The organism is Pseudarthrobacter sp. fls2-241-R2A-127 (assembly GCF_030209355.1).
Classification (GTDB): domain Bacteria; phylum Actinomycetota; class Actinomycetes; order Actinomycetales; family Micrococcaceae; genus Arthrobacter.
In genome coordinates this window covers 33,481-58,415 of the sequence record NZ_JARVSF010000014.1, presented here as the reverse complement: position 1 = coordinate 58,415, position 24,935 = coordinate 33,481, and the positions used below count along the sequence as shown (strand labels likewise).

The window sequence follows — 24,935 nt, the reverse complement described above, 5'->3', positions numbered from 1 at the left end:
ATTCCACTTTCCGGGCATAGAAGCGGTCCGTGGCGTGGCTCCTCGTCAAGGAGCTTCGTCTAGTGAATCGATCAGTTTCAGACCGCGCTGTGCCCACTCTATTTCCGTCTGCGCGCGGGCGATCAAGCCCTCATAAGTGAAGATCTTGTAAGCGGTAGTGCGCTGCCGGTCCGACTCCGGCGTCTTGGCGAGGCGCTTACTTAGCATCACATTGGTGCCGGTCCGCAGTTCGTTGATCATGGCCGCCCACTGCTCCCGGCGGAGGGTGTGGTAGTCGATGTGGGCCTGCATGTGTGCCCGCGCAGCCTTCGGGTCGGCCAGCTCGAGGTACGCCGCCTTCAGATGCACCGGATCCCGCTCCCGGGAGTATTCCAGCGGGGTGTTCATCCACTCGCGGAGTGCTGCGATGCCTGCTGCAGTTATCCGATACTGCGTCTTCCTGCTGTTCGGGCCCCAAGGTATTTCCTCCCCGGTTAGAAGCCCGTCCCTCTCCATCCGCCTCAACTCGGGGTAAATCTGCGAATCAGGTGCATGCCATACATAGGCGACGGAAGATTCAAAGCGTTTGGACAGGTCATAGCCCGTCATGGGTTCCACTGTCAACAGCGCCAGCAACGCATACCGAAGACTCACACAACCTCTTTCACTCCGACTGTTGCCAATAACTATATCGATAGATATTCTGTGACCCACAATACTAACTATCGTGATAGTTATTTCGGCTTGCTGTCTCCTCTGCCCGGTTTGCGGTAGTGCAGCTGAAGCCCTTTTACATCTAAGGAAAACCATGACGGCTGTCAGCGCCCAAAGTTCCACAACGAATAAGGTCCTCGGTTACCCCCTGAATGTCTGGTACGTCGCCGCATGGGACAAGGAAGTCACACGCAACCCCCTGTCGCGTAAAGTCGCCGGCCGCCCCCTGGCGCTTTACCGCACTGAGGACGGCAAGGCCGCGGCACTTGCCGACGCCTGCTGGCACAGGCTCGCACCGCTATCCCTCGGCAAGACGGTCGGCAAGGATGGCATCCAGTGTCCGTACCACGGCATCGTGTACAACTCAGCCGGACGCTGCGTCTCCATGCCGGCCCAGGAAACCATCAACCCAAGCGCTACTGTTCCATCCTTTCCCGTGGTGGAGCGCTACCGCTACGTCTGGGTCTGGCTCGGGGACCCAACATTGGCTGACCCTGACCTGGTTCCCGACATGCACCAGCTGGATTCTCCTCAGTGGGCAGGGGACGGTGAAACGATCTACGCACCGTGCAACTTCCAGCTGGTGCTGGACAACCTTATGGACCTCACGCACGAGGAATTCATCCACTCCTCTTCCATCGGACAGGATGAGCTGAGCGAGTCTGAATTCGTGGTTACACACGACGACCACACCGTCACCGTCACACGCTGGATGTTCAACATCGACGCACCGCCGTTCTGGCTTAAGAACATGCGGGACAAATTTCCGGGTTTCGAAGGGAAGGTGGATCGCTGGCAAATCATCACCTATCGATCCCCATCAGTTATCAACATCGACGTAGGAGTGGCCAAAGCCGGCACAGGAGCCTTTGAGGGCGACAGAAGCCAGGGAGTCAACGGATTCGTCATGAATGCCATCACACCGGAAAGCGATAAGTCCTGCCACTACTTCTGGGCTTTCATGCGGAACTACCGCCTGGACAGCCAGCTGATTACCACTCAGCTGCGGCAGGGCGTCCATGGCGTGTTCGGGGAGGATGAAGCAATGCTCACGGCCCAACAGGCTGCCATCGATGCCAACCCCGACTACGAGTTCTACAACCTGAACATCGACGCAGGCGGCATGTGGGTTCGCCGCCTGATCGAGCGCCAGCTCGAATCCGAAGGCCGTCTCGTCCCCCTCGCCTAACGCGAGGCAGGCAAGAATTGAACAGGTGAAATAGACATGGCAGCAACAAACACAGAGGTCTGGCAATACGGGACGGTTGTTGAGGTGGGCAGCGTCGCTACCAACATCCAGCGGATTGTGCTCGCGCCGGAGCTCCCTGTAAACGCGGAACCTGGTTCACATATCGACGTGAGGGTCCGCATCGACGGCCGTGAAGACAGGCGATCCTACTCGGTCGTGGAGTCAAACGAGGGTGGCAGGCGCCTCGCTATCAGCGTCCTGAAGACGCCTCTGTCCCGCGGCGGCTCGATTTTTATGCACACCCTTCAGCCCGGGGACCAACTGGAGATCACACAACCGTTGCAAAACTTCCCACTTCGGGTAGGAGCTGCGCGGTACATCCTGCTGGCCGGAGGTATTGGCATCACCGCCATGATTAACATGGCAAGGATCCTGAAAAACCTGCGTCTGGACTACACCCTTGTATACGCTGGCCGCAGCCGTGCCGCGATGGCGTATTTGGACGAGCTGCAGCAACTCCATGGTGAGAATCTGGTTGTTCATGTCGACGATGAGGGAACACCCCTGAATGTAAGGCAGCTCGTCGCCAGCGCCACGACCGACACTGAGCTGTACATGTGCGGCCCGATCCGGCTTATGGACGCCGTCCGCCGTGCCTGGACCGAAGCCAGACTCAACTACCCCAACCTGCGCTATGAAACCTTCGGCAACAGCGGCTGGTACCAGCCTGAAGAATTCATCGTCAAGGTCCCCACATTAGGACTGGAAATCAGAGTGGGACAGGACAACTCCATGCTTGAAGCCTTAGAGGATGCCGGTGCGGACATGATGTTCGGCTGCCGCAAGGGCGAATGCGGACTCTGCGAGGTCCGGATCCTCGAGCTTGACGGCACCATAGACCACCGGGACGTCTTCTACAGCACTCGCCAGCAGACCGCCACTACGAAGATGGCCTGCTGCGTTTCCCGCGCCGTTACCTCGAAAAATCTCCTCACAAGCGATCCGCCCACCGCTCCAGCGGTAGTGACCATAGCAGTCCCCTGACGCAAGGATGGCTCGATAGCAGGCCGGGCAGAGGCCTATGCTCCACCCGTGCCTTCCCGTAGCCGCCTTCGCCAGAGATCTCATCGAGGGCCATCGTCGAATCGGGCTAGTTGACGGCAAAAACTTTGATCGCCGCCAGAAAGTCGTCCCGGCAGGGCATGCCCATACAAGACGGCCGGTCAACTCGTGCTGACCTTTTCTTTGGAGAGAAGCCTGGTACTCAGGCTGGCAGGACGAGGGTTGCGTCGCCGGTGGGGACCACGTATCGGGTACGTGTGTGTCAGCACTTTCAGACCAGAACGTCCCCTGCACGTGAGGCGGCTTGGCCTAAAAACGCTGGTGTTCGAGAGCCTCGCGGCGTTTCCTGGCGGAGCGGCCGGAACGGTGCCGCTGTGCGAACGTGGTTGCGGCTGGGAAATCTCTCCGAACCAGGGTTGCGACGAATAAAAACGAGTTCTCCGCCGGTGTGCACAACCAGGCAATGAAACGTGGAGAGACCCGTTCTGGGTTCCAAAATCTGAATCAACAATGAGGATCCTTGCATCTCAGTCCATCGCGAACGACTGCCTTTACCATCCACGGCGCGTATGGCCGCTATAGAAAAAGTCGTCTTCCCCTGGATATCTGAGGTGTCGCACTGTGGTTACAGGACCTGCACCAATCAGACCGCAGCCAGTAACCAAAAGGACTTCACCGTGGAAACTCCCCTCTCCCATCTTGCCCACCTCGAGATCACCACCCCGGACGTCGAAGCGTCGGCACGGTTCTACGAGGAAAAGTTCGGCATGCGCATCATCGACCGAGTGGACGGCAACGTCTACCTGCGCTGCTGGGGCGACTACTACCGCTACAGCCTGGTAATCACCGAAGGCCCCGAAGCGTCCCTGGGCCGGATGGCCTGGCGCACCAACTCCCAGGCAGCCCTCGAAGCCGCAGCCCAGCGCGTTGAAACGACCGGCGTGCAGGGCACCTGGACCGCCGGCGGCCACGGCTACGGCAAGGCCTACGAATTCACCGGCCCCTACGGCCACCACATGCGCCTCTTCTACGACGTGGAAAAATTCGTGGCCGAACCCGGCTTCGAATCCACCTACCCGGACCGCCCGGAACGCCGCAGCAGCCACGCCGCCGCCCCCCGCTTCCTGGACCACGTCACCGTAGCGTCCTCCGACGTCCGCGGCTTCGCCAAGTGGTACAACGAAGCCCTGGGCTTCCGCGTCATGGCCTTCACCGACCTGGACGAAGCACCCATCACCGTGTTCTCCGTCCTCACCACCAACGAAAAGTCCCACGACCTCGGCGTTGTCCTGGACACCTCCAAGCGCGCCGGCCGCGTCAACCACATCGCCTTCTGGGTAGATTCGCACGAGGATCTGCTCCGCACCGCGGATGTGCTCATGGAAAACGGGACCCCGATGGAATACGGCCCCTCCATCCACGGCATCGGCGAGCAGAACTTCCTCTACTTCCGCGACCCCTCCGGCCTGCGCGTGGAGCTCAACTCCGGCGGCTACCGGAACTACGTCCCGGACTGGGAAGCCAACACCTGGAAGCCGTCCGAAGGTTCGAACAACTTCTACAAGAACGGCGCCATGCCGCACTCCATGACCGAATCCTTCCCGCCCGCCGAGGGCTTCACCGCCACCGAAGAAGGCGCATCACCGGAAATGAAGGAAGCGCTCCTGAACCCGTACGCCAAGCAGGGCCGGGGCTGAGGACACCATGGCCGAGACGCACTACGCACTGGTCCGCTTCCAGGAAGCCGGCGACAGCAAGGCCCACGCGGGCCTGCTGGTCGAGGACCGGGTCCTGCCGCTGGACGGGGACATCAACTCCCTGATCGAGCACTGGGACACCACCGAACCCCAACTGGACAGCCTGGCCGCCTCGGCGGGCGAGGACACCGGCCTGGCGCGTGCCGCCGTCGAGATCCTTGCTCCGGTGGAGCCCGCGCAGGTCCTGCAGACCGGGGCGAACTACCGCAAGCACGTGATCGATCTTGCCGCAGCCCACCGCGAACCCGGCGAGGACGAGGAGGAAGTGCGCGCCAAGACCGCCGCCATGATGGACAAGCGCGCAGGTCAGGGCACGCCGTACTTCTTCATCGGCCTTCCGACGGTGATCGCCTCCGCCACGGACGACCTCACCCTGCCGTCCTACTCCACGTCCCATGACTGGGAGCTGGAACTGGCGGCGGTGATCGGAAAGACGGCGTTCCGGGTCACCCCGGAGGAGGCCCTGGAGTACGTCTTCGGCTACACCATGGTCAATGACATCACCACCCGCGAATACGTTTTCCGCAAGGATATGCCCGCCATCGGTTCGGACTGGTACCGCGCCAAGAACGCCCCGGGCTTCCTGCCCACCGGGCCGCTGCTGGTGCCCGCCAAGTTCTTCGGCGACCCGCAGGACGTCCAGGTCACCCTGAAGCTCAACGGCCAGTCCATGCAGGACGAGTCCACGCAGGACATGATCTTCGGTGTGGCCAAGCTGGTCAGCGAAGCGTCGCAGATCATGCCCCTGCGCCCCGGCGACCTGGTGCTCACCGGCAGCCCTGCAGGCAACGGCCAGCACTGGGGCCGCCTGCTCCAGGACGGGGACGTTATGGAGGGCACCATCACGGGCCTGGGCACCCAACTCATCCACTGCAAGGACGAAACCACAAGAGAAGGCGTCCGGTGACCACCCAGGACACTGCATTGACCACCGGCACCGGGGAATCAACTGATTCCCCGGTCATCCGGCGTGAAGACCCGCTCGGCAGCATCCGGGCCATGGCGCAGGCACACAACAACTGGGGCCGCTGGGGCCAGGACGACGTCCTGGGCACCCTGAACTACATCGACGCCGGCAAGCGAATTGAAGCCGCGGCACTGGTGAAGACGGGCGAGGCGTTCTCGCTGTCCCAGCCGTTCGACACCAACGGCCCGCAGAAGGGCTGGCGCCGCCGCACCAACCCCGTCCACACCATGACGGACACCGGGGTGGACGCCGAACGCGGCAACCAGGGCTTCCCGCACGGCATCGGAGGCGCGGACGACTTCATCGCCATGCCACTGCAGTGCTCCACCCAGTGGGACGGCCTGGGCCACATCTTCGACCAGGGCAAGGCCTGGAACGGCCGCGCCGCCGGCGACGTGGTCACCTCGGAGGGCGACCTGGTGACCGGCATCGAGACCGCCGCCGCCAAGATCGTCACGCGCGGCGTGCTGCTCGACGTCGGCCGGGCGCTCGGCCCCGAACTGGGAAGGAACGACGGCGAACTGCCGGACGGATTCGCCATCACCCCGGAACACCTCCAGCGGACCATCGACCTCCAGGGCCCCAGCTCAATAGTGGGCCGCGGTGACATCGTGATAATCCGCACCGGCCAGTACACGCGGGTCCGCCGCGACGGCTGGGGAGACTACGCCGGCGGGTCGGCCCCGGGGCTGTCCTTCACTACTGCACCCTGGCTGCACCGCAACGAAATCGCCGGAATCGCCACCGACACCTGGGGTTTCGAGGTCCGTCCGAACGAATTCGACGCCGCCTTCCAGCCCCTGCACCAGATCGCGATCCCCAACCTTGGCCTGTTCCTGGGCGAGATGTGGGACCCGGACGGGCTGGCCGAGGCATGCGCGGCGGACGGCAGGTACGACTTCCTGCTCACCGCAGCCCCGCTCCCGATCACCGGGGCAGTCGGATCACCCGTCAACCCGATCGCCGTCCGATGAAGGAGCCAGCATGAGCATCGATTCTGTTCACGTCGCCACCGTTGACGTCCACGCCCACATCCTGCTTCCGGCCCTGCAGCAGCTCGTGGCCGAGGCGGATCCCGACGGCTTCGGCGCCCAGCAGGCCCTGGAACTGCGGCGCAACGGGCCGGAGTCCATGGCAGCGTCGGGCAGGATGATCAAGGAACGCTGGCCCCAGCTGACGGACCTGGATCGCCGGCTCGCAGACATGGACGCCCAAGGGGTGGACGTTCAGCTGGTCTCCCCGTCGCCGTCGCACTTCTACTACTTCGCAGGGGAAGAGCTGGCCCTCAAACTGGCGAAGGCCGCCAACCAAGCGGTGCGGGAGTTTGTGGACCGCGCGCCGGAGCGGCTCAACGGCCTGGGCCTGGTCCCGCTCCAGCACCCCGCCCTGATGGTGGAAACCCTGGAGCACGCCGTGCTGGAATGCGGACTGCTCGGCGTCGAAATCGGCTCGTTCGCCGCCACCCCCGGGGATCCCGGGCGCAGCACCGTGGAACTGTCCGATCCCCGGCTGGAACCGTTCTGGGGCCGCGCCGAGGAACTGGGCGCCCTGGTGTTCCTGCACCCGTTCGGCTGCTCGCTGGACGAGCGGCTGGACCGCTTCTACCTAGCCAACACCGTTTCCCAGCCCGCCGAAAATGCGGTGGCCCTGTCCCACCTGATCTTCAGCGGCGTCCTGGACCGCCACCCGGAGCTCAAGGTTGTGGCAGCGCACGGCGGCGGCTATCTTCCCACCACCCTGGGCCGCTCGGACCACGCGTGGAAGGTCCGGCCCGAGGCACACGGCTGCGCCCAGCCGCCGTCGTCCTACCTGAAGAAGCTCTATTTCGACTCGCTCGTCCACAGCCCCGCTGAACTGCAGGCTCTCGTGGCCGCCGCTGGTCCGGAGCAGGTGATGCTCGGCTCGGACTACCCGTTCGACATGGGCTCGGACCTCCCGGTGGACGAGGTGCAGGCCGCCGGGCTCCCGGCCGACGACGAAACCCGGGTTTTGGGCGGCAACGCCCGCACGCTGGGTATCACCGCGGCAGCCGCCCTGGCTGCCCGACGCAACGCTTAAGGAACACGTACATGGTCAAGATTGCCCGGTGGAATCGCGACGGCGGGACGCTGTCCGGCTTTGTGGACGGCGGAAACTGCTTTGCCCTGCCGGCAGGGCAGTCCGTCCAGACGCTGCTTGATGCCGGACTCGAGGAGACGCTGGCACTTGCCGGTGAGGTCATTGGTTCCGCTGTTGCCGTTCCGTTGGGGGGTGTGCGCCTGCTCGCCCCGCTGGTGCCCGCTACCATCCGGGACTTCGTGGCGTTCGAGGAACACGTCGAAGGCGTGCGGAAGAGCATCGACGGTGTGGCGGGCGTGGTGCCGGAATGGTACGAGGCGCCCACCTTCTATTTCACTAACCCGCATACGGTGACGGGCACCGGTGAGGTGATCGGGATTCCGGCGGCTTGCGTGGACCTGGACTTTGAAACGGAGATGGCTGCCGTCGTCGGACGTGTTCCCGGCAGCGACGGGCGGAACCTGGGCGCGGAGGAGGCTCACCGGCACATCTTCGGCTACACGGTGCTCAATGACTGGTCGGCGCGGGACCTGCAGCGCCGGGAGATGAAGGTCAGCCTGGGCCCGTGCAAGGGCAAGGATTTCGCCAATACGCTGGGCCCGTGGATTGTCACGGCGGACGAGTTCGAGGACCGGCATGACGCCGAGGGGTTCCTGCCGATCTCGATGGCTGTCGAAGTCAACGGGGAAGCGATCGGCCAGGACCTGCTCTCCAACATGGGCTGGCCGTTCGCAGAGCTGGTGGCCTATGCCTCGCAGGACTCGGTGGTGCGGCCAGGAGACGTGCTGGGCTCCGGCACCTGCGGCAGCGGCTGCCTGGCCGAACTCTGGGGACGCAACGGCGCCCAGACTCCCCCGCCGCTGAAAACCGGAGACGTGGTGAAGATGACAGTGGAAGGGATCGGAACCATCGAGAACACGGTGGGCGCCCGGCGCGAGGCCGTGACCCGGGTTCCCGCCCGGACCCGTCCGCGCAACCGGGTCGCCGCTGCTGCTCCGTCCGGAACCTAGGGTGGTTTCCCTCCAGCTCGAGGGCCGGACGGTAGTGGTGTGTCGTCCGGTTGAACCACATGGATTGCCGACGAGAAACCAGGACCGAGCTACACGCTGCTGTGTCTTGGTGTGCTCGGCAAGCTCACGCAAGGAAGCCTGACTAGCTGGTCAACGAACAGCGACGGCAGTCTGAATCAAGTATTTATCCTGGAGACTCGTTGCAAAATACAGCTCGCATGACAGATGTCGCTGCCGCAGCATACGTCTCGGTGGCGACCGTTTCCAACGTTCTCCGCAATCCGGACATTGTCGCTCCCCACACCCGCCTGAAGGTGTGGGACGCCATCCGGGCCTTGGAATATTCGCCGAGTCCTCAGGTGACACCTCTCTCTAAGTCGAAGCAGGGGACGAGCCGTCGCAAACGCGATACTGCGGCTACGACGGGGGAAGCAAAGCGGCGACCTACCAAGGCGAAATCGATTGCGCACATCAACCCATACTTCACTCCAGATCAGGCGGCCCAAATTCGTGCCGCACTTCAGGCCGTTGGTCCGGGGGAGGGTTATGTCTCCCTGTCTGATTTAGTGGTGGCGGCGACTATGGAGGAAGTCAAGCGATTGCAACAGAAGTACAACGGGGGACGGAGTTGGCCGGGCGTACCTGCCGGCATGATTCGTCGCGGTCGCCCTACCCGTGGCCAAGAAGCCGTACGCGAGGACTTGCCGTAACCGTGTAAAAGGTAATGCCGAACGGGAGTTCCGAGCGATCAGATGAGGTACACCCGAACCTGACGTCAAGGCGTCTGATAAGGGCAGACGTCGCCTAGGCCGGGGGCTTAAGACTTGTTCTACGGAGCCCGCGAGTCACAACAGATGACATCACCACCGCACACCCCAAGCAGACCTCAATCGGTCCAGGTTCCTTGGATTATGTCGACGTATCTCAAGGCACGCACCTTGGTTTCGTCTCCCTCTGACTGTCAGGGTGGGGTCTGAGAAGCTCACGAGCAGGTGTCAATAATGCGGAAATCATCATCATTCTGACGCCATTCCGCGAAGTAGGAACTCGAATGCTAGGTGTGCTTTGACGGGGAAATCGGATGCGAGGGGCTGTCGTCAGGCGTCGGCGAGGCGGGCCAGAAGTTCAGCGTCGTGGACCAGGACGTATTTGAGCCCCTCGTCGATAGTTCGACGCCGCGATACGTTCTGACTTCCGGGGCCCGGTTCGTTGTCCTGGCGGTACTCTTTGCCGGGGTTTTGCCGTGAGTGATCCGGGCCCTCGCGTGCCGGATCTGGTCTCTTCGTGGCCATACCTAATGGTAGGTCAGCCTCTCTGCTGACTACGGGTTCGCGGGGGCGTAGCCTGTCCTCGTGGCCAGCATCATTACCCGCGTCCGTTGGGATGGGACTCCTGCTTTCTCGGTGCGGTGGCGGGACTACAGGTCCGGTCATCAACGCCGTCTGACCGTGAGGTCGGAGCAGGAAGCCCTCGACCTTCTGCGCTACCTGAATGACAACGGGCAGATGCCGAAGTCATCTGAGCCTGCGGGCCCGCTGGGGAAACAGGGCGGTCCCACCGTCGCGGAAGTTGTTCAGGAACATATCGACTTGCTGGTGCGTCCCTCCCCCGGGACTATCGGCACGTATCAGCGGATTCTCGACCTGCGAATTCGGAACACGATCGGTCAGATACCGGTTGACGAGTTCGGGTACCGGGACGTCACGCGTTGGGTCAAAGGCCTTGCCGTCGACGGTGTCGCACCGAAAAGCATCAAGAACATGCATGGGCTGCTCTCGGCTGCAATGAAGACCGCCCAGTTGCTCGGGTACATCTCCCGGAATCCCTGCCGGGGCGTCCCCCTCCCTACAGTTGAAAGGGCAGAGGACGATGCTCTGTTCCTCTCCCATGCCGAGTTCAGCTTGCTCGCTGGATGCATGCACGCTCAGTACAAGACTTTGGTGCAATTCCTGGTCATGACGGGGGCCAGGTTCGGGGAGGCAACCGCACTCAAGGTCGCCGATATCGATCTGCTCTCTAAACCGCCGACCGCTCGCATCAACAAAGCGTGGAAACGCGACGGGCAATCCCGCTATTACCTGGGCCCGACCAAAACCAGGGCAGGAAAGCGCAGTGCCGGGCTCAATCCCGCCCTGGTAGACCTGCTCATTCCTTTAGTGGCAGACCGGCCGGGCAGCGAGCTGCTGTTCACAACGCCGGACGGCCAGCGAATCGCTCACAAACCCTTCTGGCAACACCACTGGGTGCCAGCTGTCGACGCTGCACAAGCGCAGGGCCTGGCGAAGTCCCCGCGAATCCACGACTTGCGGCACACCCATGCCTCCTGGCTTATCCAAGACGGTGGGATTTCCCTTTTCGCCTTATCAAGACGTTTGGGTCATGCATCCGTTCGGACTACCGAGCAGGTGTACGGACATCTCATGCCTCAGGCGCTGCAGGATGGCGCCGACGCGACCGAACGGTCCGTCAGAGGCCTCATGCTCTAACTCTGGGTGGTCCATTTTTGGTCTGCTCTACCGAGCCCGGCGCTATTCCCTGCTTAAGGCGACTCCGCGTCAAGGTCGCCTCCGCACGCGGATGGCGGACCCTACTCCAGCCTCGGGAACAATCTGTGGGAATTCCTCGGAGGAGGTATCTTCGCGGCAGTTAGCCCCCAGATTTCCGAGTGCGGAAGACACTATTGGTATGAGTGGGCTTCCCTGGAGCCCACACGTCAGTAGCGCACTATGATGGATTTATCCGACATGGAAGTGTGATTGACGTGAAGAGAATCCAGGACGCGCAGGAACTTGGCGAGCAGGTGAAAAGTCACCGGCTCCATGCCGGCCTGTCACAGGAAATACTTGCCCGTACCACCGGTATCAGCCGTTCAACCCTCATTGATCTCGAGCAGGGCAGGAACGTCTCCATCAGCACTGCGCTGAAGGTTCTCGCGCAGCTGGGAACCGGGCTGGCCATTGAGGAGGCCCCCCGGGATCCGCAACTTTACTGGACCGCGGAAACCGCAGCCCGTGAGATCAGACGGGAGCTGCGCAACGGCGATCCGGATTTCGCCATGCGGGTACTGTCCATGGCCGCCAGCTATTTCGACCATCTCAATTCCACTGACCGCCGGCAGTTCCTTCGCGCCCGGCCCGCGTCGACCGGTCGCAAGCGCTGGGATGCCCTGCTGGCCAGGACTTTCGCCTACAAGTGCCACCAGCACGGACTGAAAGAGCCGGACTGGACAAGTACTCCCCCGCTGGAGTCTAAATGGTATGCCACCCCCCGCAAGCACGTCTCCCCTGCCTGGAAGCAACGAATGGCAGAACGGACACCCGTTGAATTCGCCGAAGCGAACATCGTCTTCGATGCCGCGAACCTGGCCGCAGCATGAGAGCAGGACGCCGCGCATTTTACGGGTCGGATGACATCCGGGAGCTTCTCGTAGAACTGTCCCGCCGACTCCATGCCGGGGGCGCGGGCGCCGATATCTATCTCGTCGGCGGTGCGGCGATCGCCATCGAGTTCGACTCCCGACGCTCTACAACAGACATCGATGCCGTGTACCAACCGGAGCAGACGGTGCAGGACGTAGCCACGGACATGGCACAAGAAATGGGCTTGGACCCGCGGTGGCTGAACAACGCCGCCCGGGCCTACATCCCGGACGGACAGGACACGGAAGCGGCCGAAGTGACGATCGCCGACAACCTCGTGCTGCGCGTCGCCTCACCACGGTTCCTCCTAGCCATGAAGCTCGCGGCCGGGCGGGACCGTGACATCCCCGATATCGCGGTGCTCTGCCGCGCACTGGACATTCGCACCGCCGAAGCGGCGGTAGACATAGCCGTTGAGCTTTACGGTGAGCACTCAATGCAACTCAGTAACCGCGACGACTTGCTCCTCGTCGCCCAAGAAGCCCTGGACAGCACCAACAACTGAACCTCGCCCCGACCGACTATCCCGAGCTACAACCCGTATGAACAGTAGCTTCGGGCATCAGCTGCCTCCGATGAGGCAGGCGCCCAGCTTTACAGAATCTTTATTATCGGCTTTTGAGTGGGACGAGTAGAAGTAGATGAGAGAACTGGTCCCGCAGTGCCTTCGGCTGTTTGTGCAGGTCAAACGGGTGCAGTGCGACATCCGCGCCGATCAACATGAATGAGTCGATGTGCAGGATGCTGCGACGCAGCAACGTAGTCTCTCATTAGATGAGAGATTTCGCGTACAGTTTGGTCTGTGAGTATCGAACCTGGGCGGATTCCGGCCTTTCTGACCAACGTGAATGTCGGGCTGCTGCGGGCCGAGGATCGCGTTTTCGAGGCGATGCTGGATGGCTGGCGTGCGCAGATGCTGGCGCGCGGCCTGTCGACGTCGTACATCAAGAGCTCCTGCGGGACGGTCCAGCGGTTCCAGGAGCACGCCAACGAGTATCCGTGGAGGTGGTCGGCGCATCACGTGGACGAATTCCTCGCGGACCGGCGCAGCTCGGAGAAAGGCTTGGCGTTATCAACCCTGAGGGCCAATTCCGGAGCCATCAGGGCGTTCTGCTCCTACCTGACGGACGGACGCTACGGCTGGGCGTCGTTCTGCGAACGGGTCTTTTCCGACATCCCGGTGCAGGTCGTCTTTGAGTGGAACTCACCCCGGCACACGACGGACGATGCCGTGCCGGCACGGCGCCGGGCGTTCACGCGGACGGAACTGCAGTCGTTCTTTGACGCCGCCGACGACCTGGTCGACGCCGAATTCGCCAAGGGTTCAAAGCGCTGGCTGCCGGCACTGAGGGACTCGACGGCATTCAAGGTCGCCTACGCCTACGGACTGCGTCGGCGGGAACTGGTAATGCTCGAGTACGTCGATTTCGGCCCCAACCCGCACGTCGAACAGTTCGGCCGCTTCGGGGCGCTCCAGGTGCGCTGGGCCAAGGGAACCAAGGGCTCAGGCCCCCGCCGCCGCACCGTTCTGACCGTCCCGGAATTCGACTGGGTAGTGGGGCTCCTTGAGGACTGGCTCTCCCCTGACGGCCGCAAACGATTCCCTACCGCTGACCGGTCCGCCAGCCTCTGGCCATCGGAGCGCTCCGGCTCGACTGTTCACCGCAACTTCGACCGTTCTTTCCAGCGGGTGCGGAAAATCGCCGGGCTCCCGGAAGAACTGACCCTGCACACGCTGAGGCACTCGTATGTCACGCATCTGATCGAGGCCGGCTACGACCCCCTGTTCATCCAGCAGCAGGTCGGGCACAGCTACTCCTCCACCACGGCCCTCTATACTTCCGTGTCGGCGGACTTTAAACAGAAGACTATCCAGAAAATGATCGCCCAGCGGCTACGCAAGGGCGACGGCGAGGGGAACAGCCATGGCTGAACAGCGACGGATCGGCTACCGCTGGAACCTCCGGCAGCTGATGGCCCAACGAAACCTCTGGAAGACTACCGAGCTGCTGCCCCTGCTCAAGGCCCGGGGCATCAACCTCTCCAACGCCCAGGTCCACCGCCTCGTCACCGGAACACCCGAGCGCATTCCCGCCCAGACCTTCGCAGCACTCTGCGACATCCTCGAATGCACGCCTAACGACCTATTTGAACCCTTCGTGCAGATGCGCGCCGCCAAGACCGCCAATGCCCCGAAGCGGCCAGAAGACCTCGGCATCACACCCGGAGCGCCGATCGCCCGCCGGATCCGAGTGCTGCCGCCGGACGAAGATGACTAGACCCCGTAAAGCCGGCGACTCCCAAAAATGGCCGGAAGCCTGTGGGCGCTGCGCCGAACACCACAAGATCGCGGTCCGTTGGCCCGACGGCGGAATCTGCGGCTACTGCTACCAGCAAGCCAAACGAACCCGCGGCACCTGCGCCTGCGGCCACGAAGGCGTGCTACCTGGCCGCGTCGACAGCCTGCCGGCGTGCCGGAGATGCTCCGGCGTCCGCCTCAACGTCGACTGCATCGGATGCGGCAAAGAAGACGAACTCCATTCCGGCAGCCGGTGCTGGTCATGCATCCTTGCCCTGACCGTTGACCGGATCCTCAGCCCGCCGGACAACCAGCCGCCCTCCCCCGAACTCCAGGCAGTCGGCACCGCTCTGAAGTCCATGAAACGCGCCAACAGCGGCCTCACCTGGATCCAGCAGCCACACGTCACCGAGTTCCTCCAACAACTCGCCACCGAGCCTGTGATCACCCACGCCCGCCTTGACGAACTACCGGCATCGCGCACCCGCGAATATGTCCGCGGACTACTCGTTGAACACAATGCACTACCGCGACGCGATGAACTCAGCGCTAGGTTCAGCGACTGGGCCGAGCAAGCCCTCGACCGGATCACCAGCCCGAGCCACCGCGAAATCACCCGCCGATACATCCGTTGGCACCACCAGCGCCGCATGAACCAGATGGACGAAGTTACCCGAGGAACGTTCCTGCGGGCCAAACAGGCAGTTACCGTCGCCATCGAACTGCAGAACTGGCTTAGCGATCAAGGAACCGAACTCGCCGAAGTGAACCAGGCGCACCTGGACCGATGGCAGGCAGAAGGCCCGACGACACGAAGCATCGCCTCACGGTTCCTCGACTGGGCAATCAGGACCAACCTCATCGACCCGTCCCTGAAACTGCAGCCCCACCGCCGCGGCACCAGTCGGCGGCTCGACGCCGCAGCTCAGTCCGAGCTCGTTGCCAACCTCAGCCAGAGGGCCGAGATCAACCCGAGAGACCGCGCAGCAGCGATCCTCGTCCTGGTCTTCGGCCAGCAAGTCTCCGACATCGTCCAACTAACCTGGGACAAAGTCACCGTGACGGAGGAACTCGTCACCATCACCCTCGGAACCGTCGAAATCGCACTTACGTCGCCGATCGATGAGCCTTGGCGCGAACTCGTAGCCGCGCCAACCCATCACCAGACAGCAGCGCATCCCAACAGCAACTGGGTATTTCGCGGCGGCTCACCCGGCCGGCACATCCAAGCATCAACCCTCACTCAACGGCTGAGCACTGCCTTCAGCAGTCGGGCGGCCAGGCTCGGAACCCTCCACGAACTCACCAAACTCGCCCCCGTGGCAATCATCGCCGAAGCCCTCGGCTACTCCCCGGCAACAATCGATCGCCATGCCCTGGCATCCTCGGCAAACTACATGGAATACATAGAGACTCTTCGCAAGGTGAGTGCACGCTAGAGCAAACGGTCACATCATGACCGATATCTGCGGCGGCTATAGATCACCATTGCAACGCCAACCAGAACGTTGAATAAAGGGGATAAGTACTGCCACCAGTTTTTCGGAGGATCAGACAGAACGAAAAGAACGTTGGCAACGGCCAGGACCAGCAGGACAAGACCAATCCAAAAGAAGGCCCTCCACAGCTTGAGGTCCGCTCTTCTACCCGCTTCGTCCCAATCCATACGGATAGTGACTCATGATTCCGTCAGCATGGAAACCCTACAAAACCCAAAAGGCAACTCGTCCCACATCAAGACGTCCCGCTACCAGTCAAGAATGGGCGGGGGAGGGCCGGTAGAAGGGGCTGTTTCCCGGCATAGTGCGTGACGTTTTCCCGACAGACACGGGAAGTCAGAACTGCTTAGCCAGCGCCCGGTTCACGGCCGGGATGTCCAGAAGGGCCGGGTCGAATGGTTCGGCAGATCCGGTTATGTCGGCCACCCATGCAGCGTGTTCGGCGTGATCAGGATGCGATGGATCGGCCAAGGCATCCATGATGTCCTCGTAACCCGGCAAACCTCCGGAGTCTTCCAGCGGGCCGCGCCGGGCGCCGTCGATCAGGCGGGCCGATGGACTGTTTCCGTCTGCGGGCCGGCGGGAAACGAGCTCGAGCCGGTGAAGCCAGCTGTCACCGAAGTCGTACTCGTAGAACGCCTCGCCCGACCCCAGCGCGAGCAGCTGATCCAGGGAGCAATCCTCCTCAGGCCTGTCGCCGGGTTCTTCACACTGCTGCCTTGGAAGCCACTGCGGGACTTCCGGGAAGTCGCCGTCGACCGGCTGCAGCGGCGCGAACGGGTCGCTTGTTACAAACCTGTGCAGGTGCGCGTCCTCCCAGCCAAATGCTGCCTGCAGGACCTGATGTACCTGACCTAAAGTCAGGGAGCCCCGGAGCTCGAATCGACGCCAAATCTCAGGCACACTGTCGACCAGCGCCACACGAACCTCCAGGACGAAGTCCTGTCCCATACCCGTCCCGGTCTCAAATTTGTCCATGGCCCCCATTTTTACAGGCCCCACGGCCCCGCCTGTAAAAGGCAGGACCCCTTCCCCAGCCTCGGCCGTTAACTTGACGAAAGCTTTGTTTGAAAGGCCCATTTCCTAGGCGGTGGATGCGTCAGGGCTGGGCTTAGTGAGTTCTGACGTTTCGGTGCGATGGTGCTAGCCGAGCAGCCCAAGATACTTGGGTCGACATTTCATTGCATGGATGATTTCCTCGCGTCCATCGTCCCAGACCAGCACCACGAGCTCCAGCAGCCGGCTATGGGTGTCAAAACCGAGGCGGAGGAATCTGCGCGGGTCGTCATCGTCCAAGGGGACTGATATCAGCGGCCACGTTGCTGCCTCGATTATGTCAGCGGAGTTGATCCCGTGCTTTTGTGCGGAGCGGCGGACGATCACGCCGCGTGCGACCAAGCGGCCAGGGCGGCGCGGATCGCTTCGGAACGGTTGAGGTGCTCGCGCTCGGCCCGCGCCATCACCGCCGCAAGCTCGTCAACCGTCAGGCGTACGGGAATGACTTGAGACGCTTCCGCGCCCCGGGCAGGGCGCCCCATCCGCGCCTTCAGCTCTTCAAGGTCGTAACCGGCTTCGGCTTCCTCGACCCACCCGTCAATTTCGGCTTCAGAGACCGTCCGTCCGTTCATCTTGCGTTCCATGCAGATAATCGTAATACGATTCTGTGTCGGTGACCAGAAAATCGGGTTGACTGTGCAATCGGCTGGTATCTGAAGTGAGGCGGCGACTTCGCAACGCATGTCACCCTCCCTCACACTGCGGCTTGGCCCGCGATTACGGAATCAGCAGGGAAACGGTCTACCAGTACCTCCGTCAAGCAGCGTTGAAGTAACACCCTCCACTCCCCGCGTTTCCAGCCAACCCCAAGGTTTACCCTGCAGGGTTGTTCATGGAACTTCGGCCAACCGCTATTTGGCCGGAGTTTCGCCAATTCCAGGGCCTTCGGCCAACGCCGGCATCGCCTTACTACCCGCGGGCACGGTGTCACCGTTTGAACGGCGGGACGGAGGCCTCTTCATCGCTGAGGTTGAAGCAGAGAAGACTTCATCCGATCAAGGAGATCAGCAGTCCAAGAGCGCGTTCCAGACGGTCAGTCTGACCCCGAATGGATGAACAGCGCCTCTCCCCTATCTGCGCCACCACGACTTGACGAAATATCCACTATCGGCTCTTGAAATTGGCTGGGGGAGTGTTGGTTCAAGGCTTTCTGGGCTGCCCTTGAGGTTCGTGACGAGCGGCTTCTGCCGTATGTCGGCATCCGTGGCACTCGTGGATTCTCCAGCACTGATCCGTTGTGAGCCGGAGTCCACTGATTGGCCCAGGCTGGCGACTCGGGCTGCCGGAAGCAACGTTGAGTCAGTTCCTACTGCGGAGTAACATTCCGGGTCTTTCGGCTCTAACGTGAAGCGCCGCGCCAGGTGGACGTTGGAATCGTGCATTCCATACTGTTCAACCTGCCCGCCGCGTATCGGAGGCAGGTGCCGTGAGAGAGGCTTACTGCCCGGCGTGCGGCGCGCCGGTCATCACCAGGACCCTAGAGAAGCACACCGTGGATGAGGGGCTCGAACTCGTGGAGGTTCCACACCGGTGCAGCTGCCCCACGTGCCTTTATTACCAGGGGCCGTTTCCGTATGGCGCCTTTAGGGCACGGGACCACCAGGAGTAGCCGGCCGCTCTATTCTTGACGCATGGAGACCTGTCGGCTGGCATAAACGAACGGCGCTGAGGTAAAGAGCTTGATGCAGCTGACACCGAGGAGGCCGTGTCCGTTGCCGATGAGTTCGACAGTCGCCACGGCAGCAGCAGTACTACCCCGTGGATTCTGCGTAGCGGCGGGAGCTCGGCTGCTGTGGAGCGGACACGCTAAAGCGGCAGAGGCCCCCAAATAGGTCCCTCTGCCGCGCAGAAACACCCACTGCAAGGGCAGTTCCTGGCTCATCTTAACCAACGGATCTGACAAGCAGAAGACCCCGAGTCCTTGGGGGGTGGCTCGGGGTCTTGCTGGCTTCTCCAGACACCGGTAATAGGTGCCGTACTCGGCCTCAATCAGGTTACCGCTGAGTACCCTCTTCAGCAACATGCATATTTCGTACGATGTACCTCCGGGTGCGGTGCCCTTGCGGGCTGGATATGGAGCCTCCGCGGAGGCAAATGGATCCCACCACGGGGTGGAAGCGCAGGCTCCTGTGGGCTGACAGTGAATGGGGACCTTTCCCCTATTTGACCCTTCCCACGACCGGGGTGGCATTTGTAAATATTGAGCCAATCTTAATGGTTTGTCCCCGTGCACCTTGATGTGTGCCTTCGAGGATGAGTCCGCGGCTCCCATTCGGGGCCGGTGGATGACTCTGGAAGGAAGACATGGCGCCCGCGGCACTGCCTGCGTTAAAGATTGTGGTGCTGGTTCCGGCCTACAACGAGGAAGGATCCATTGGCGCGACCCTAGAGGGCGTCATGGGTCAGTCCCGTCCGGCGGATCTTGTCGTGGTGATCCCCAACGGCTGCAGCGACGGGACCGCGGAGCGGGCCCGGCAGTTCCCGGTCACCGTGCTGGAACTCCCCCGCTTGGAGCACCGCAAGTCTGAGGCGTTGAACCGGGCGTGGCGCGAATTCGCGTACGACGCCGACGTGGTGGTCTGTCTGGACGCGGACACTGTTCTTCCGCCCAATGCCCTGGCAGCGTGGGAGCGCGAATTCCAAGGTCGGCGCGGTGCCCGGCTGGGCGGGTCGTCGTCGAAATTCACCATGCAGGACCCCGGATTGCTGAGCCGGCTGCAGAAAGCCGAGTTCGCGACTTGGACGGATACATCTTTGCGGCGGGGCCGCACCAGCGTCCTGGCCGGGACTGGCTGCGCGATCAACAACGCCGTCCTGCGGCAGATCGCGTCCCGGGACGACCGGGAAGGACCGTGGGTCTACACCTCCCAGGTGGAGGACTTTGAGCTGACCTACCGGATCCGGGAACAGGGTTACATCTGCCAGGTCTCCCCTGACGTGCGCGCCTACACGGATTCGATGAAGACGCTCAAGGCCCTGTGGGGTCAGCGGATGAAGTGGCAGGTTGGCACCGTCGAGGATCTCTTAGATCTGGGGCTGAACCGGCTAACTCTGCGTGACTGGGGGCAGCAGGCGATGGGCCTGCTCGGGGTTTTCCTGAAGCTGTTGTGGCTCGCCGTGATCGTCGGCGCCTTGTCTTTGGGGGTCTTCCACGTCGTGCTCTTCTGGTGGCTGGTCCCGATCCTGTTCGTGACCCTGGACATCAAACGCGCGCTGCGGATCCCGCACCGCGACTGGAAGGACGTCGCTCTCGCTGCGACCTTCTTTCCGCAGGAACTTTTTATGTGGCTGCGCTCCGGGTGGTTCCTTGCCTCCTGGTGGGCCGTTGCCGCCAGCAAAGTCACCCGGCGGCGTGTTGACCGTTGGGAAGCCCAATACACAGCAGAGGAAATCAACTGATCATGTACGGAATGAACACAGCAGTCCCGGCCAGCGGCGCCGCCCTGGCCTACACCGGCTTGAACGTCGGCGCCGGACTGCTCACCGCCCTGGGCATCATGCTGATCGGCGTGGCACTGCTTGCCCTGGTCCGCCGCGGCGGCAAGGTACGCCCATAGAGCTGGGGCAGACGCCATGAGTCCGGTGGCGCGTTGCAGCAGAGAGACGCTGCTGTAACGCCCCCTCAGCTGCCGTTGTCAGTCCGCAGGTTTTTGATTCTGCATGCTGGCGGACCTGTCGCGAAGCACCTGCTGCACCAAGTCCCAGCCACGAAACCTCAAGGGAAATATGAACGAGATCAGCAGCACACCATACCGGCTTACCGTCCCCGCGGAGATGCCTGTCCCGCCGCAGCGCGGGAATGCCGGCCGACCTCTGGTGGACAAATCCGTATTGGACCGGTTGCGGGAGGATCTGGACAATGACACGGGCCTGGTCACTGCGTTCATCGCCGATTATGCTCTGTACCTTCCACGGCGGATCCAGCGGCTGCGGGCAGCGCTGGTCACGGGGAACTTTGACGATGCCGTGGACGCGGTCCTCAGCCTTAAATCCTCCAGCCTGATGGTCGGCGCGACGCAGCTGGCCGGCCTGGCCGTGGACCTGGAATCCCGGATCCACGTGAACGCAAGACCGGACCCCGCAGTGACACTGCTCCGTGCGGCCGATATCTTCCTTGGGCCGATCAGTGACTGCGGCAGACACACCCTCAACTGGCTCATGTCCTACTCCCTCACGGAACCACCACGGGCCGATTCGCGGGGGTGGGCCGCTGGCTAGCACGCGGTTTCAACCTCGGCGTCCGTTTTTCTTCAGGGCGTGCGCCGGGCTTGCAGTGCGGACTTGAATGCTGCGGCCGAGGCGGCGCTGCTGTTGATCCGCCAGTCAGTTTCCTTCTGTATATGGAACCAGACGAAGCCCATCACATCAGGTTGCGCGGCCAGGTAGGAGATCAGTTGCGTGTTCCACGCCGCCTTGTCCCCGCCAGCTTCACTGGATGCGGTCTCGGCGATGAGGATGGGAAGCCCCGGTGCCAGGGAACGAAGCTGGGCGATTCCCGGTGCGAAGAGATCCTGCGGCGAAATCCATGTGCTCCAGGAAGCGGAGGTTCCCCAGTTGTAGCCGTCCAAAGCGACGACGTCGACATAACCGGCCCCCGGATAGAGACCGGCGAGGTCCGTCGATCCGTAATACGGGACGTTCGGGCTCCATACCCAGGACACGTTGGTCGCGCCCTGCGCCGAGACCAGGTCGTGAACATGCCGCCACGCCCTGACATAGTCTCCGGGCTGGTTGCCGTTGACGCTTTCGGCCCACGGGTACCAGTCACCGTTCATTTCGTGGGCGAACCGCAACTGGACAGGGTAACCCCAGGACGCCAGTGCCTGCCCCCATTGGATAATGTGCGCATCGAAGTCCCCTGCGGTGATTCTGTTCAGCGCGTACGCGGGTTGATTGGCGTCCCCGCCCCAAGCCCAGGGCTCCCAGGTGACCAGAGGAACGGCTCCACGGGCACGGATCGCGTTCATCTCGGCAATGGGCGTGGGCTGGAGGAAGTCCTCATAGAACAACACGCTCGAGGGGGCCTCCCCGGCCAGCACGGAGACATCATCCAACTCGGTACTGGCCAGTGGACCACCGGGGGTCGCGACCCCGAAACGGAGCCTGGCCGTACTGACGCCCGGCACCGCAGGTGCCGCCGGAGCGGCGACCGTGAACGCTGCCGAAGCCTGCACGGACGAGGTTTTCGCGGTCACCGTGACTTTGCCGGTAGCGGTTGCGGGGATGGTGGCCGGGGCGCTGAACGCCCCGGATGCCGTCGTTTTCAAGGCAAACGTAGCGGACCCTACGATCAGTGTTCCCGTGGTGGAGGCTTTGAAGCCGCTGCCGGTCACCGTGATCGAGGAGCCGGCCGGCCCCGTCGCCGGGCTCAGGGTAATCTGCGCGGTGGCCGCCTGCGCGGCCGCGGGCTGGACCACCGTCATGGCCAGCGCCAGACCCAGACCTGCCGCAATGGCGGTCAGGTATGTCTTTATGGATTTCAACACGGCGATCGTTCCCCAGAATCGTCATGGCAGCAACGTTTGCTGTCGGCCAGATGCGCCGGGCGGCACATGCCTGATCGTAAAGGTCCTGCGCTGAGGTTGATCAGGACTTGATCGAATGCTGCGGGAAAACTGTGCCTCTCCCCGGAGTCTAGGCCGGCGGCACCCGTCTTGCCGGTCATCGTCTGGAACCGAGCGCACCGTTGGCGACGCCATTCATCACCGGGCTTTGCCGCGCCGGCTACGGAAAATGTGAAACCCAGGCAAACCACCTCTTCCTGTATCGGCGTAAAGTTGAACTCGGCCGGCGACGGACGGCCGGCTGGCGTCCCCCACGTCAGCGGCCCAGTTTCCGTCGTCGGTCCGCTACGCGTGGCAAAGCTTCATTGAACCGGGCCATAAGCGTGAACGAGATACTCCTGCGTCGCAGCTTTAGGTTGACGAAAGTTCAACTTGCGGCGTTTGGATTCCGCTCCCCCAGGTGACGAAACGTCCAGCACCGGGGGGTGAGCTGGGTTCCCGTTCAAGTGACGTCTGGTCGCCGCAGATGTTCCTCGAGCAGTACCCCGGTTAGTTCCGCGCAGGAGTGGAGCTGGCGAAATAGGGGCAGGCGGAACATAGCGATCACGTGATCAACGGGCGAGGAACCCAAGAGTGCCATACGCGAGATGCTGGATGGATCGGGAAAGACTTTTCGAGCGGCAGCCGAGTGGGTCACACCCTGAATTTCGACCAGCATCGGCAACCTGGCGCCTTGGCCCATGGTGGAGATGGCTTCAAGGGCTGCGTTGGCTACGTCAATGCCGACGTAAGCTCCTTGCTTCCAGCGCAAGTGAAGGATTCCACCGGACAACTCCATCGTGCCTTTGCCCTTGATGTCCAGCTTGCTAATACCGTCCCCTCTCGCGAAAGCCAAACTATTTTTGACCGTGTGACCCAATGGCCTCACCCTGCCCTAAGGCCCGGTGGATCTCCTAGGTGTTCTGGTTGTCTCTTTGCGACGCTGTCAGTCGGGCGGAAGTTCCGGCGTCCCGGCTTATTTGCTCGGGTAGTTGTGGATTCTGCTCCCGCTGCCACGTGTGCGGGCGCTTCTCAAGGTGCTGCGGCCAGGTTTCCGAGGGTGACGTGCAGGGTCTGCGGTGTTGATCCGCGCTGCACCACGATGTCGACCTGCTGTCCGGGGTCCTGTTTCCTGAGTGCCACGAGCAGGTCTGTAACGTTTCCGATCTGCGTTTGGGCGAATTTGGTGATGATGTCGCCTGCTTTCATGCCGGCATTGTCCGCTGGGCTGCCTTGGGAAACGTTGACGATCAATGCTCCGGCAGTGGCGGGCAGAGAGAACCGTTGAGCTAGTTGCGGTGTGATGTCGGTGGGGACGACACCGAGTGCTGCGTGTTTCACCGCTCCGCTGGCCAGGAGTTGGTCGGCAACGCTGGTAACCGTGGACGATGGCGTCACAAACCCGATGGCAACTGCTCCGGAGCTGGGTGGCAGGTACGCCTCGGACAGTCCGATGACCTGTCCGGTTGAGTCTGCTACTGCGCCGCCGGAGTTACCGGGAGAAATGGGGGCATCGGTTTGCAGTAGGTCGATGGCGCCGTGCGGTGATTCCTTGGAAGGCGGCATATTCCGGTGCAGGCTGGATACGATTCCTGCGGTGACTGTTTCCTCCAACCCTAAGGGGCTTCCGATCACGACGGTCATAGAGCCCACTTCCGGATCGGAAGAAGCGAATTTGGCTGCCGGAAGGCCATTACGGTCGACCTTGATTACGCCAACGTCCGTGACGTCGTCCACGCCTAGGACGGTACCTTGGGACTGGGAGCCGTCGGCGAACTGGACCTGAACGTTCTTGAAGGGCTGTTTTTGCTCGTTCTCAACGACGTGGGCGTCGGTGACGATGGATCCGTCGCTGTGGTAGATGACTCCGCTGCCGAGGCCTATATTTGTGCGGATCGTCACGACTGACGGTTCGACTTCCTTGACCACGCCCGGAACCGCTGGCAGTCCCCCACCTACGACCGGGGCAGCCACCGAAGCGGAAACCGTCGGTGATGCTGCGGGGGGACTGGATGTTGGCGCGGGATTCCCGGTGCACCCAGCCAGAGCGAGTGCTGCTGCCGTGACTGCAGCTGCCGGGTACATCCTGAAGTATTTCATGGGGTTACTCCTTTTTGAAAGCCCCCAAGGAAGCGGGGCCCTTGCGCCTCTGAAACTGTTCCGCCCCGCACCGTCCTGACTGGTGAGCTGGTGAGAAGCGTTCCTGCCCCGTCCGCCTCGCTTTTCCGGGTGGCCGGGAACAACTATCGCACCGTGGTTTTATTCAACCGCACTAATTGCGTAAACGCAACGGTCACCCGTCTAACCCCCAGGATGAAATCTCCCCGCTCGCAAGGCGGTGGAAGTTGCTTTTCTGTGGTTCGCATCTTGGTGAGTGCTTGTT

Annotated in this window: 24 protein-coding genes; 17 read left to right on the top strand and 7 right to left on the bottom strand. The window is 62.3% G+C overall.

Features of this window, described 5'->3' with window-relative positions; genetic code table 11:
• Positions 1 to 45 precede the first annotated feature (45 nt).
• Complete coding sequence (locus QRN53_RS12110) at positions 46 to 633, bottom strand: PadR family transcriptional regulator (RefSeq protein WP_285244088.1); 588 nt, start codon at positions 631 to 633, stop codon at positions 46 to 48.
• Between the two features lie 154 nt (positions 634 to 787).
• On the opposite strand from QRN53_RS12110, the gene QRN53_RS12105 reads away from it, so the two are divergent.
• The 8 genes from QRN53_RS12105 to QRN53_RS21785 all read left to right on the top strand — a co-directional run bounded on the left by QRN53_RS12105 (position 788) and on the right by QRN53_RS21785 (position 9,446).
• On the top strand, positions 788 to 1,882 hold the full coding sequence (locus QRN53_RS12105; protein WP_285244087.1) for an aromatic ring-hydroxylating oxygenase subunit alpha: 1,095 nt from the start codon (positions 788 to 790) through the stop codon (positions 1,880 to 1,882).
• A 36-nt stretch (positions 1,883 to 1,918) separates the two neighbouring features.
• Positions 1,919 to 2,926, top strand: a complete 1,008-nt coding sequence (locus QRN53_RS12100) for a PDR/VanB family oxidoreductase (protein ID WP_285244086.1) — start codon at positions 1,919 to 1,921, stop codon at positions 2,924 to 2,926.
• Between the two features lie 695 nt (positions 2,927 to 3,621).
• Positions 3,622 to 4,641, top strand: coding sequence for a VOC family protein (locus tag QRN53_RS12095; protein ID WP_285244085.1), 1,020 nt, complete (start codon positions 3,622 to 3,624; stop codon positions 4,639 to 4,641).
• Positions 4,642 to 4,648: 7 nt separating this feature from the next.
• Complete coding sequence (locus QRN53_RS12090; RefSeq protein ID WP_285244084.1) at positions 4,649 to 5,608, top strand: fumarylacetoacetate hydrolase family protein; 960 nt, start codon at positions 4,649 to 4,651, stop codon at positions 5,606 to 5,608.
• Complete coding sequence (locus tag QRN53_RS12085) at positions 5,605 to 6,642, top strand: cyclase family protein (RefSeq protein WP_285244083.1); 1,038 nt, start codon at positions 5,605 to 5,607, stop codon at positions 6,640 to 6,642. The genes QRN53_RS12090 and QRN53_RS12085 overlap by 4 nt, the downstream gene beginning before the upstream one ends.
• Positions 6,643 to 6,652: 10 nt before the next feature.
• Positions 6,653 to 7,726: an amidohydrolase family protein gene (locus QRN53_RS12080; RefSeq protein WP_285244082.1), complete on the top strand. Its 1,074-nt coding sequence runs from the start codon at positions 6,653 to 6,655 to the stop codon at positions 7,724 to 7,726.
• Between the two features lie 11 nt (positions 7,727 to 7,737).
• Complete coding sequence (locus tag QRN53_RS12075; protein WP_285244081.1) at positions 7,738 to 8,736, top strand: fumarylacetoacetate hydrolase family protein; 999 nt, start codon at positions 7,738 to 7,740, stop codon at positions 8,734 to 8,736.
• Between the two features lie 218 nt (positions 8,737 to 8,954).
• Complete coding sequence (locus QRN53_RS21785) at positions 8,955 to 9,446, top strand: ParB family protein (RefSeq protein WP_350224166.1); 492 nt, start codon at positions 8,955 to 8,957, stop codon at positions 9,444 to 9,446.
• A gap of 387 nt (positions 9,447 to 9,833) precedes the next feature.
• Here QRN53_RS21785 and QRN53_RS12060 read toward each other — a convergent pair whose 3' ends face one another.
• Positions 9,834 to 10,028: a hypothetical protein gene (locus QRN53_RS12060; protein ID WP_285244080.1), complete on the bottom strand. Its 195-nt coding sequence runs from the start codon at positions 10,026 to 10,028 to the stop codon at positions 9,834 to 9,836.
• A 60-nt stretch (positions 10,029 to 10,088) separates the two neighbouring features.
• On the opposite strand from QRN53_RS12060, the gene QRN53_RS12055 reads away from it, so the two are divergent.
• The 6 genes from QRN53_RS12055 to QRN53_RS12030 all read left to right on the top strand — a co-directional run bounded on the left by QRN53_RS12055 (position 10,089) and on the right by QRN53_RS12030 (position 15,893).
• Complete coding sequence (locus QRN53_RS12055) at positions 10,089 to 11,222, top strand: tyrosine-type recombinase/integrase (protein ID WP_285244079.1); 1,134 nt, start codon at positions 10,089 to 10,091, stop codon at positions 11,220 to 11,222.
• Between the two features lie 275 nt (positions 11,223 to 11,497).
• On the top strand, positions 11,498 to 12,112 hold the full coding sequence (locus tag QRN53_RS12050) for a helix-turn-helix domain-containing protein (RefSeq protein WP_285244078.1): 615 nt from the start codon (positions 11,498 to 11,500) through the stop codon (positions 12,110 to 12,112).
• A complete protein-coding gene (locus tag QRN53_RS12045; RefSeq protein ID WP_285244077.1) occupies positions 12,109 to 12,660 on the top strand; it encodes a DUF6036 family nucleotidyltransferase in 552 nt (183 codons plus the stop codon). The genes QRN53_RS12050 and QRN53_RS12045 overlap by 4 nt, the downstream gene beginning before the upstream one ends.
• A gap of 297 nt (positions 12,661 to 12,957) precedes the next feature.
• A complete protein-coding gene (locus QRN53_RS12040; protein ID WP_285244076.1) occupies positions 12,958 to 14,088 on the top strand; it encodes a tyrosine-type recombinase/integrase in 1,131 nt (376 codons plus the stop codon).
• Positions 14,081 to 14,434, top strand: coding sequence for a helix-turn-helix domain-containing protein (locus tag QRN53_RS12035; protein ID WP_201433288.1), 354 nt, complete (start codon positions 14,081 to 14,083; stop codon positions 14,432 to 14,434). The genes QRN53_RS12040 and QRN53_RS12035 overlap by 8 nt, the downstream gene beginning before the upstream one ends.
• The gene (locus tag QRN53_RS12030; protein ID WP_285244075.1) at positions 14,427 to 15,893 is read left to right on the top strand and encodes a tyrosine-type recombinase/integrase; all 1,467 of its coding nucleotides are present in this window, start codon (positions 14,427 to 14,429) and stop codon (positions 15,891 to 15,893) included. Before QRN53_RS12035 ends, QRN53_RS12030 begins: the two co-directional genes overlap by 8 nt.
• A 396-nt stretch (positions 15,894 to 16,289) precedes the next feature.
• Here QRN53_RS12030 and QRN53_RS12025 read toward each other — a convergent pair whose 3' ends face one another.
• Positions 16,290 to 16,874, bottom strand: coding sequence for a plasmid pRiA4b ORF-3 family protein (locus QRN53_RS12025; protein ID WP_285244074.1), 585 nt, complete (start codon positions 16,872 to 16,874; stop codon positions 16,290 to 16,292).
• A gap of 458 nt (positions 16,875 to 17,332) precedes the next feature.
• The gene (locus QRN53_RS12015) at positions 17,333 to 17,593 is read right to left on the bottom strand and encodes a ribbon-helix-helix protein, CopG family (protein WP_285244073.1); all 261 of its coding nucleotides are present in this window, start codon (positions 17,591 to 17,593) and stop codon (positions 17,333 to 17,335) included.
• 1,720 nt (positions 17,594 to 19,313) lie between these two features.
• On the opposite strand from QRN53_RS12015, the gene QRN53_RS12010 reads away from it, so the two are divergent.
• The 3 genes from QRN53_RS12010 (at position 19,314) to QRN53_RS12000 (ending at position 21,227) form a co-directional block, all read left to right on the top strand.
• Positions 19,314 to 20,408 (top strand): glycosyltransferase family 2 protein, encoded by a 1,095-nt coding sequence (locus tag QRN53_RS12010; RefSeq protein WP_285244072.1) that lies wholly within the window; start codon positions 19,314 to 19,316, stop codon positions 20,406 to 20,408.
• Between the two features lie 11 nt (positions 20,409 to 20,419).
• Positions 20,420 to 20,566: a hypothetical protein gene (locus QRN53_RS12005; RefSeq protein WP_285244071.1), complete on the top strand. Its 147-nt coding sequence runs from the start codon at positions 20,420 to 20,422 to the stop codon at positions 20,564 to 20,566.
• Between the two features lie 169 nt (positions 20,567 to 20,735).
• Positions 20,736 to 21,227 carry an Hpt domain-containing protein gene (locus QRN53_RS12000; RefSeq protein WP_285244070.1) on the top strand — a complete coding sequence of 164 codons (492 nt, stop codon included), beginning with the start codon at positions 20,736 to 20,738 and terminating at the stop codon, positions 21,225 to 21,227.
• Positions 21,228 to 21,259: 32 nt separating this feature from the next.
• On the opposite strand, the gene QRN53_RS11995 is transcribed toward QRN53_RS12000, so the two are convergent.
• From QRN53_RS11995 to QRN53_RS11985, 3 genes are all read right to left on the bottom strand, one after another.
• Positions 21,260 to 22,495, bottom strand: coding sequence for a glycoside hydrolase family 26 protein (locus tag QRN53_RS11995; protein ID WP_285244069.1), 1,236 nt, complete (start codon positions 22,493 to 22,495; stop codon positions 21,260 to 21,262).
• 520 nt (positions 22,496 to 23,015) lie between these two features.
• Positions 23,016 to 23,432, bottom strand: coding sequence for a DUF7793 family protein (locus QRN53_RS11990; protein WP_285244068.1), 417 nt, complete (start codon positions 23,430 to 23,432; stop codon positions 23,016 to 23,018).
• A 152-nt stretch (positions 23,433 to 23,584) separates the two neighbouring features.
• Positions 23,585 to 24,454 carry a S1C family serine protease gene (locus QRN53_RS11985; protein WP_285244067.1) on the bottom strand — a complete coding sequence of 290 codons (870 nt, stop codon included), beginning with the start codon at positions 24,452 to 24,454 and terminating at the stop codon, positions 23,585 to 23,587.
• Between the last annotated feature and the right edge of the window lie 481 nt (positions 24,455 to 24,935).

Bases quoted from the DNA above. Each gene is read 5' to 3' on its own strand.
- QRN53_RS12045 (WP_285244077.1), top strand. From the start codon at position 12,109: ATGAGAGCAGGACGCCGCGCATTTTACGGGTCGGATGACATCCGGGAG.
- QRN53_RS12015 (WP_285244073.1), bottom strand. From the start codon at position 17,593: ATGGAACGCAAGATGAACGGACGGACGGTCTCTGAAGCCGAAATTGAC.
- QRN53_RS12105 (WP_285244087.1), top strand. From the start codon at position 788: ATGACGGCTGTCAGCGCCCAAAGTTCCACAACGAATAAGGTCCTCGGT.
- QRN53_RS12075 (WP_285244081.1), top strand. From the start codon at position 7,738: ATGGTCAAGATTGCCCGGTGGAATCGCGACGGCGGGACGCTGTCCGGC.
- QRN53_RS12010 (WP_285244072.1), top strand. From the start codon at position 19,314: ATGGCGCCCGCGGCACTGCCTGCGTTAAAGATTGTGGTGCTGGTTCCG.
- QRN53_RS21785 (WP_350224166.1), top strand. From the start codon at position 8,955: ATGACAGATGTCGCTGCCGCAGCATACGTCTCGGTGGCGACCGTTTCC.
- QRN53_RS12060 (WP_285244080.1), bottom strand. From the start codon at position 10,028: ATGGCCACGAAGAGACCAGATCCGGCACGCGAGGGCCCGGATCACTCA.
- QRN53_RS12000 (WP_285244070.1), top strand. From the start codon at position 20,736: ATGAACGAGATCAGCAGCACACCATACCGGCTTACCGTCCCCGCGGAG.
- QRN53_RS12035 (WP_201433288.1), top strand. From the start codon at position 14,081: ATGGCTGAACAGCGACGGATCGGCTACCGCTGGAACCTCCGGCAGCTG.
- QRN53_RS12090 (WP_285244084.1), top strand. From the start codon at position 4,649: ATGGCCGAGACGCACTACGCACTGGTCCGCTTCCAGGAAGCCGGCGAC.
- QRN53_RS12100 (WP_285244086.1), top strand. From the start codon at position 1,919: ATGGCAGCAACAAACACAGAGGTCTGGCAATACGGGACGGTTGTTGAG.
- QRN53_RS12005 (WP_285244071.1), top strand. From the start codon at position 20,420: ATGAACACAGCAGTCCCGGCCAGCGGCGCCGCCCTGGCCTACACCGGC.
- QRN53_RS12030 (WP_285244075.1), top strand. From the start codon at position 14,427: ATGACTAGACCCCGTAAAGCCGGCGACTCCCAAAAATGGCCGGAAGCC.
- QRN53_RS12080 (WP_285244082.1), top strand. From the start codon at position 6,653: ATGAGCATCGATTCTGTTCACGTCGCCACCGTTGACGTCCACGCCCAC.